Raw genomic sequence first — 7,277 nt, forward strand, 5'->3', positions numbered from 1 at the left:
GCCCCGCCCCTCTGCATCACTCGTAGCGCAGCGAGTTGACCGGCCTTGCCTTGGCCGCCGCATACGCCTGCGTGAACACGGTCAGCCAGGCCACCGTGAAGGTCACCAGCGCCGCGATGGCGAAGAACACCACATTCATGTCGATGCGGTATTCGAAGCCGTTGAGCCAGTCCCGCATGACCATGTAGGCGATCGGCCAGCCGATCACGTTGGCCAGCAGCACCAGCCAGCTGTACTCCTTGATGAACAGCATCACGATGCTGACATTGCTGGCGCCCAGCACCTTGCGGATACCGATTTCCTTGGTCCGCCGCTCGGTGGAATAGGACACCAGCCCGTACAGACCGAACACCGCGATCACGATGGTCAGGCCCGCCAGCCAGGTGAATACCTTGGCCTGGCGCTTCTCAAGGTGGTACATGGCGTCGAAGCGCACATCGAGGAACTGCGCCTCCATCGGCTCACCGGCAGCGAAGCGGTCCCACACCGTATTGATGTGCTTGAGCGCGCCATCGATGTTGGCTGCATCCACCTTGATGGACACCTTGCGGAAGGTGTCCGGCGAGACCACGAACACCGCCGGGCGGCTCTTCTGGCGCATCGAGGTGAAGTGCATCTCGTTGGCGACGCCGATCACGGTGGTCTTGATCAACGGCCGCTGCGGGTCCTCGCTGAGCTGGATGTCCACGGTCTTGCCGATCGCATCCTCCGGTGACCAGCCCTGCGCCTTGACGAAGGACTCGTTCACCACCAGCTTGGCCTGGGTCACCGGGTTTTCCTCGGTGGGCACGATGATGCGCTCGCCGGACCGCTCGCGGGCGAACGGCCGCCCTGCCGCGAAGGCCACCTCATACGTGGAGAAGAAGTCCTCCTCGACGGACAGGTAGTAGTACATCGCGTACTCGGCCCCGTCGATCTGCAGCGCCATCATGTCGCCGAGGTGCTCGGTCGGGATGCGGCTGGAACCGGCCACCGACCGCACCGACGGGTCGGACAGCAACTGCTGCCGGAACGCGTCGTACTGGCCCGCAACCCGCGCCGGCAGGGTCAGCGTGACCACCTGCTCCTTGTTGTAGCCAAGGCGTTCGGCTTCGGCAAAGCGCATCTGCGCGAGCACCACCACGGTAGCCACCACCAGCACCGCCGACACGCAGAACTGGAAGGTCACCAGCGACTTGCGGAACAGCGCGCCGGCGCGGCCGCGGGTGACATCGCCCTTGAGCACCTTGGCCGGCTCGAAGGCGGACAGGTACAACGCGGGGTAGCTGCCCGACAACAGCGCCACGATCACGGCCACCAGCAGCAGCCCGCCCAGCAGCAGCGGATCGCTGAACAGGGTGAAGTGCAGATCGCGCCCCAGCACACCGCCAAAGGACGGAATCAACACCATCGCCAGCAGCGCCGAGATCACGAAGGCGACCAGGGTCAAGGCCATCGCCTCGATCATGAACTGCGCCACCAGCTGGCCCCGCGTGGCGCCGAGCACCTTGCGGATGCCCACTTCCTTGGCACGGCGGCTGGAACGGGCGGTGGCCAGGTTCATGAAGTTGACCGCCGCCACCAACAGCATGACCAGCGCAATGGCGACATACACGTAGACCGTGTTGATGTCCCCGTTGATCTTCATCTCGTTGTCCGACGGCGGCGCACGCAGATGGATGTCATCCACGCGGACCAGCAGCGGGGTGAGCACCTCATGCACGTCCTGGAAGCGCTTGAACAGCACCTGCAGATCGGACATCACCTGTTCACGGCTGCGTCCTTCCTCGACCCGGATGTACGTGTAGGCCCGTGCATCGGCCAGCGTGTCCAGGATCTTGGCCGTGTACAGCGTCTTCAGCGTATCGATGGAGACCAGCAGGCGATAGTTGAGGTGGGTGGTGGCCGGCAGATTCTCGACGACGGCCGACACGACCACGTCCACCTTGTTGGTGCCTTCCAGGGTCAGGCGCTTGCCCACGGCGTCGGCCGTACCGAAGTACTTCTCGGCCGCTTCACGGGTCAGTACCACCTTGCCGGGCTGATCGAGTGCCGTGGTGGCGCTCCCTTCGATGAACTCGGCCGGGAACATCGAGAACACATTGGGATCGGCGAAGTACACATCGTCCTGGTTGAAGACCGCCTCGTCGCGGATCACCCGGAACTGATTGCCCTGCAGGGAGTACATGCGGACCACCGCCTCGATACCGGCGACGTTGTCCTTCACGTAGGGCGCGGCGGCAGGGGCCAGCTTGGCGGTGGTCACATGGACCCCGTTCTCCAGCACCTGGAAGCCGACACGGTAGGTGCGCTCGTAGTGCGGAATGCTCCGGTCGTAGCTCAGCTCATGGCGGACGAACGTCGCCACCAGCATGGCGCAGGTCAGCCCCACCACCAGTCCGGCGAGGATGATGCCGGTGTACAGCTTGTTGTGCGTGATGTTGCGCCACGCGATCAGCAGATAGTTCTTGAACATCTCATGCCTCGCTCGCTTCGGTCTGGCGGACGACCGGCGCTGCCGGGGCAGCTTCGATGCGATGGTCGCTGACCATAGTGCCGTCGACCATCTCGATCATGCGGTTGGCATAGGTGGCGTGCTCGCGCGAGTGGGTCACCATCAGGATGGTGGCGCCGTCGGCGTTGAGCGAACGCAGCAGGTTCATCACCTCTTCGCCGTTCTTGGAGTCCAGGTTGCCGGTTGGTTCGTCGGCCAGCAGCAGCTTGGGGCGGGTCACCACGGCTCGGGCAATGGCCACGCGCTGCTGCTGGCCGCCGGACAGCTGCTGCGGCATGTGGTCCTTGCGCGGCAGGATCGCCATGCGCGTCAGGGCTTCCTCGACACGCTGGCGACGCTCTGCGGCGGCCACCCCCTGGTAGACCAGCGGCAGCTCGACGTTGTCCCACACCGACAGTTCATCGATCAGGTTGAAGCTCTGGAAGATGAACCCGAGATTGGTCTTGCGCAGATTCGCCAGGCGCGCTTCGGTCATCGACATGATGTCCTCGCCCATGAACTCGAACCTGCCCGATGTGGGTCGGTCGAGCATGCCAACCGCGTTGAGCAGGGTCGACTTGCCGCAACCGGACGGCCCCATGACCGCAACGAAATCGCCCGGGGCGATGTTCAGGTCGATGCTGTTCAGCGCAGTGGTTTCGACTTCGCTGGCGATGTACTTCTTGGTTACCTGGTGAAGCTGCAACATCCTGACCCCCTCAATTGTCCGTATTGAATTCGAGCTTGGTTACGTTGACCAGGTGCCCGTAGCTGGACACCACCACCGATTCCTTCTCCTTGAGCCCCTCAAGCACTTCAAAGTGATTCACATTCTTGCGGCCCAGCTTGATCTCCCGACGCTGCGCGGTCTTTCCCGACGGATCCAGCACGAATGCCCAACTGCCGCCGGTGTCCTGGAAGAACCCCCCACGCGCCAGCATCAGGCGCTGGCTCGGCTCGCTCAGCTGCAGGTTGACCTGGAACGTCTGCCCGCGGGTCACATCCGCCGGTGGCGTTGCCTTGAAGCGGAAGTCGATCTTGACCTGCCCATCGACCACCTCGGAGTACACCTTGTCGATGATCAGATCGAACGGCTTTCCACCGATCTGGCAGCTGGCCAGTTGACCGGCCTGCAGACGGCCGATATAGAACTCATCGACCAGCGCGGTGACCTTGATGGCCGTCAGCACATCGACCTGCCCCAGCCGCTGCCCCTTCGCCTTCGACTCGCCCACCTCGGCGGTCAGCATGGTCAGGTGGCCGGTGACCGGGGCGCGGACGGCAAGGTTCTCCAGGTTCTTGCGCGCCACCGCCAGATTGGCCTGGAGATGCTTGAGGTTGTCCTCAAGCTGGCTCATCTGCGCCTGGCGCATGCGCGTTTCCTGCTTCTGCGATTCCACAATGATTTCGCGCGACAGCGTCTGGTACTGGAACTCCTCCGCCATCCGGCGGTAGTCCTCTTCGGAGATCAGCTTCTGCAGCGACAGCTCGCGCCGTCGTTCCAGCATCGGCTTCATCTCCGCCAGCCGATAATCCGACTGTACGAGCTGCTGCTTGAGCAGCAGGCGATTCTGCTCGAATGCCAACTGGGTATTGCGCAGGTTGTTGAGCTGTTCGCTGATCTGCGCTTCGCGCGTGATCGCATCCAGCTGCAGCTGGTTGTTGGTCAGGGTCAGGATCAGATCCCCGGCCTTGACCGGGTTGCCCTCCTTGATGTGCACGGCATCCACCCGCCCGCCTTCCTCGGTATCGAGGTAGATGGTGTCCACCGGCATCACCTGGCCACGCAGCGGGAGGTACTCGGCGAACGCACCGGTCTTCACCTGGCTGATGGTCAGCTTGCCCCGGTCGACGTTGGCCGAACTGGTGCTGGCGGCCGACAGCACGCCATAGGCGATGGCGACAGCCGCCACGCCCGCCGCCGCGATGGCGATCCGGGTCTTCTTACGATTTGGCGCCTCGATCTTACGGTCCATGTCAACACACTTGTCCGAAGTACGACGTCAGGAAACGGCTTCCATTGCCTTGCGAAGCGAGAGCGGACGCATATCCGTCCAGACTTCCTTGATGTGCTCCAGGCACTCGGCCTTGGTGCCGTGCTTGCCGGCGTCGGTCCAGCCCAGCGGAATATCCTTGTGCTCGGGCCAGATGGAGTACTGCTCTTCGTGGTTCACGACCACGACGTAGGTCAGGCTGTCTTCATACTCTGTGTTCATTGCTTGCTCTCCTAGATCACAACGTCACTGTCACTTCCGGCCTATCCGTGCCGGGGGGGTCAACCGCCTTCGTTCGCCACCACCTGCGGCTGTGCCGGGGCGGATGGCTGGCGGATGTTCGACTTGGTCAGGTGGCTGAGCTGCTGCACGCCACGATTGCGCATGGCGACCTGGGCGACCACGACGACCACCAGGCCCATCACGATGAACAGCAACGCCATGCCACGCGACGGGCCGGCACCAAGCAGCGGGGCGAGCGTGCGCGACAGTCCGCTGTCGGTGCGCATCAACGGCTCGAACACGTACTCGGCGAGGAACGGCGACAGCACCATGCCCAACGGCATGAAGAGCGTCGAAATCACCTGGCGGAAGGCGAACACCCGCCCCTGCATGTCCTCGGGAATGCTGCGCTGCCAGATCACCTGCGAGCAGGAGGTGATGATCGGCACGCAGAAGGAGAACAGGACTGCAGCCGCGCCGATCAGCCATACCGAGCCTGTCGCGCCGCAGAGGATGATCGCGCAGCCCGCCAGGAACATGAACCGGGTGACGCCGTCGATGTGCCGCTGCGGGCCGCCCCATGTCGCCATCACGATGGCGCCGGTCAATCCACCGATCCCGCCGGCGGTCATCAATAGTCCCAGCGTGGTGGCATCGGACAGGGTCAGCACCAGAGGCCGGAACAGAACCTGGACAAAGCCGATTGAGAAGCTGCTGATCGCGAAGAAGTACAGCAGTGACAGCAGTCCGGGCTGTGCGCGCAGGTAGCCCCACGCATCGACGATCTGGTTACGGATGCCCGCCAGACCCGGCCGCGCGCCAACGCCGGTGCTGGCCGGTATCGACGGGAAGCGCACCAGCAGCAGCGTGACCAGCGCGATGCCGAACGAGGCGAAGTCGATCAGCATGATGTTCTTCAGGCCGATCCACTGCATCAGCAGCGCCGCGCCCAGCGGGACCATCACCGCCGATCCGTGAATGCTCAGCTGCACCAGGCCGTTGGCCATGCCCAGCTTCTCGCGCGGCACGAACTGGACGACACAGGCCGCATACGCAAGCTGCTGGAAGGTGGTCAGCGCGCACGACAGCAGCACCGCGATGTAGATGTGCCACACCTGCAGCTGATCGTTGAGCAGCAGGGTGAACAGCACCAGCGCAACCACCATGTCGCACAGATCGGACACCAGCATCACGGTGCGCCGGTTGAACCGGTCGACGATCACGCCTGCCAGTGGCGACAGCAGCACGCCGGGAACGATCTGCAATGCGATCGAGAGGCCGAACAGCAGCGCCGATCCAGTGCGCTGGAATATCCATACACCCAGCGCGAAACTGCTCAACTGGGTACCAACGACGGAGATGGTCTGCCCCGACCATACGACCAGAAATCTTCTCAATCCTGCCGACATTCGATAGTGCCTCCTCCTGAAGCGCTACTGCGGTCAATACGGGAACTGATCTGAAGCGCTCGACGGGCCCCCAGCGTCATGCGGTTGCAGACGCCGCATCCGCACAGGCCTCTGCAACGGCGGGATGGTCGATGACCGAGAAATGATCGGCGCGGACCTGCATGACACGCGATCCCACGGGATCGACCAAACGCCCAGCCATCGTCGTCTGGAGATCCATGTCCATGGTCTCCGCCGTTCTTTCCGCGATGATGCGTAGATGGAAATCCGGTTGGATGCTTCCGTCCGTACGCTGATCCAGGACCGCCAGCAGATTGGCTGCGGCCAGTGCCCTGAATCTCCCCTTCATGGCGTCCAGAATGCCGTCGTGACTGAAGCCGATGGCTTCATCGAGTACGTCCATTACCCCCTTGTCATCAGTGATCGACTCTAGCACCCATTTCCAGGGCTGTCCATTGATCCAGTTGCTCACAAAATCACGTGTTTTCTGCCCGGCCCAGACCGTGTCGATGGTCACCAGAAGGGACGCTCTTTCCCCTTGTTTTTCCAGCTCCCGGATCATTTCGATGGCGATGAGTCCGCCCAGCGACCAGCCCATCAGACGGTAGGGTCCGTGCGGCTGGATCATGCGCATCTGCCGCACGTATTTCTGCGCCAGTACATCGATCGGAATCAGCTCGACGGGCGCGTCGCCGATATTCTCCGGGCGCTGGATCGCGTGCACGCTCAACCTGCCGTCCAGCGCGTCGGCCAATGTGCGGTAGCGCCCGATGTCGCCGGCCGCGGCGTGGATCGCGAACACCGCCGGAAGCGCCTGGGTGCGATTGAGGGGCACCACCATCGTGGACGACGCAGGGGTCTGCATCGCGCTGGCGAAGCCGCGGATCGTGGGCGCGCGATACACCAGCGACAACGGCAGGCTCACCCCAAACGCCTCGCGCACGCGCGACATCAGCTGTACCGCCAGCAGCGAGTGGCCGCCGCTATGGAAGAAGTTGGCGGTCACCCCGATCTGCGGCTGCTCCAGCAGCTGTCCCCAGATCGCCTGCAACTGCTGCTCCAGCGGACCGTCGGCAGCGACCACTTCCTCGGCCACCGCCTCCAGCAGCGGCAGCGCCTTGCGGTCCACCTTGCCGTTGGGGGTCAGCGGCAGGGCGTCGAGCACGCACAGCCGGGCCG

6 protein-coding genes are annotated in these 7,277 nt (G+C 63.5%); all 6 read right to left on the reverse strand.

What is annotated here, in order from left to right; translation table 11 throughout:
* Positions 1–16 precede the first annotated feature (16 nt).
* Positions 17–2,455, reverse strand: coding sequence for an ABC transporter permease (locus OC534_RS17190; protein WP_017355343.1), 2,439 nt, complete (start codon positions 2,453–2,455; stop codon positions 17–19).
* A 1-nt stretch (position 2,456) separates the two neighbouring features.
* Positions 2,457–3,182, reverse strand: coding sequence for an ABC transporter ATP-binding protein (locus OC534_RS17195; protein ID WP_017355342.1), 726 nt, complete (start codon positions 3,180–3,182; stop codon positions 2,457–2,459).
* A gap of 10 nt (positions 3,183–3,192) precedes the next feature.
* Positions 3,193–4,449, reverse strand: coding sequence for an HlyD family efflux transporter periplasmic adaptor subunit (locus OC534_RS17200; RefSeq protein ID WP_017355341.1), 1,257 nt, complete (start codon positions 4,447–4,449; stop codon positions 3,193–3,195).
* Positions 4,450–4,476: 27 nt separating this feature from the next.
* On the reverse strand, positions 4,477–4,689 hold the full coding sequence (locus OC534_RS17205; RefSeq protein ID WP_017355340.1) for an MbtH family NRPS accessory protein: 213 nt from the start codon (positions 4,687–4,689) through the stop codon (positions 4,477–4,479).
* A 59-nt stretch (positions 4,690–4,748) separates the two neighbouring features.
* Positions 4,749–6,098, reverse strand: coding sequence for an MFS transporter (locus OC534_RS17210; protein ID WP_136007135.1), 1,350 nt, complete (start codon positions 6,096–6,098; stop codon positions 4,749–4,751).
* A 76-nt stretch (positions 6,099–6,174) separates the two neighbouring features.
* The coding region (locus OC534_RS17215; RefSeq protein ID WP_262072257.1) for a thioesterase domain-containing protein at positions 6,175–7,277 on the reverse strand (1,103 nt) is incomplete at its 5' end.

This window comes from Stenotrophomonas sp. Marseille-Q5258, from assembly GCF_946900935.1.
Taxonomy (GTDB): Bacteria; Pseudomonadota; Gammaproteobacteria; order Xanthomonadales; family Xanthomonadaceae; genus Stenotrophomonas; species Stenotrophomonas nematodicola.

Bases quoted from the DNA above. Each gene is read 5' to 3' on its own strand.
- OC534_RS17190 (WP_017355343.1), bottom strand. From the start codon at position 2,455: ATGTTCAAGAACTATCTGCTGATCGCGTGGCGCAACATCACGCACAAC.
- OC534_RS17195 (WP_017355342.1), bottom strand. From the start codon at position 3,182: ATGTTGCAGCTTCACCAGGTAACCAAGAAGTACATCGCCAGCGAAGTC.
- OC534_RS17200 (WP_017355341.1), bottom strand. From the start codon at position 4,449: ATGGACCGTAAGATCGAGGCGCCAAATCGTAAGAAGACCCGGATCGCC.
- OC534_RS17205 (WP_017355340.1), bottom strand. From the start codon at position 4,689: ATGAACACAGAGTATGAAGACAGCCTGACCTACGTCGTGGTCGTGAAC.
- OC534_RS17210 (WP_136007135.1), bottom strand. From the start codon at position 6,098: ATGTCGGCAGGATTGAGAAGATTTCTGGTCGTATGGTCGGGGCAGACC.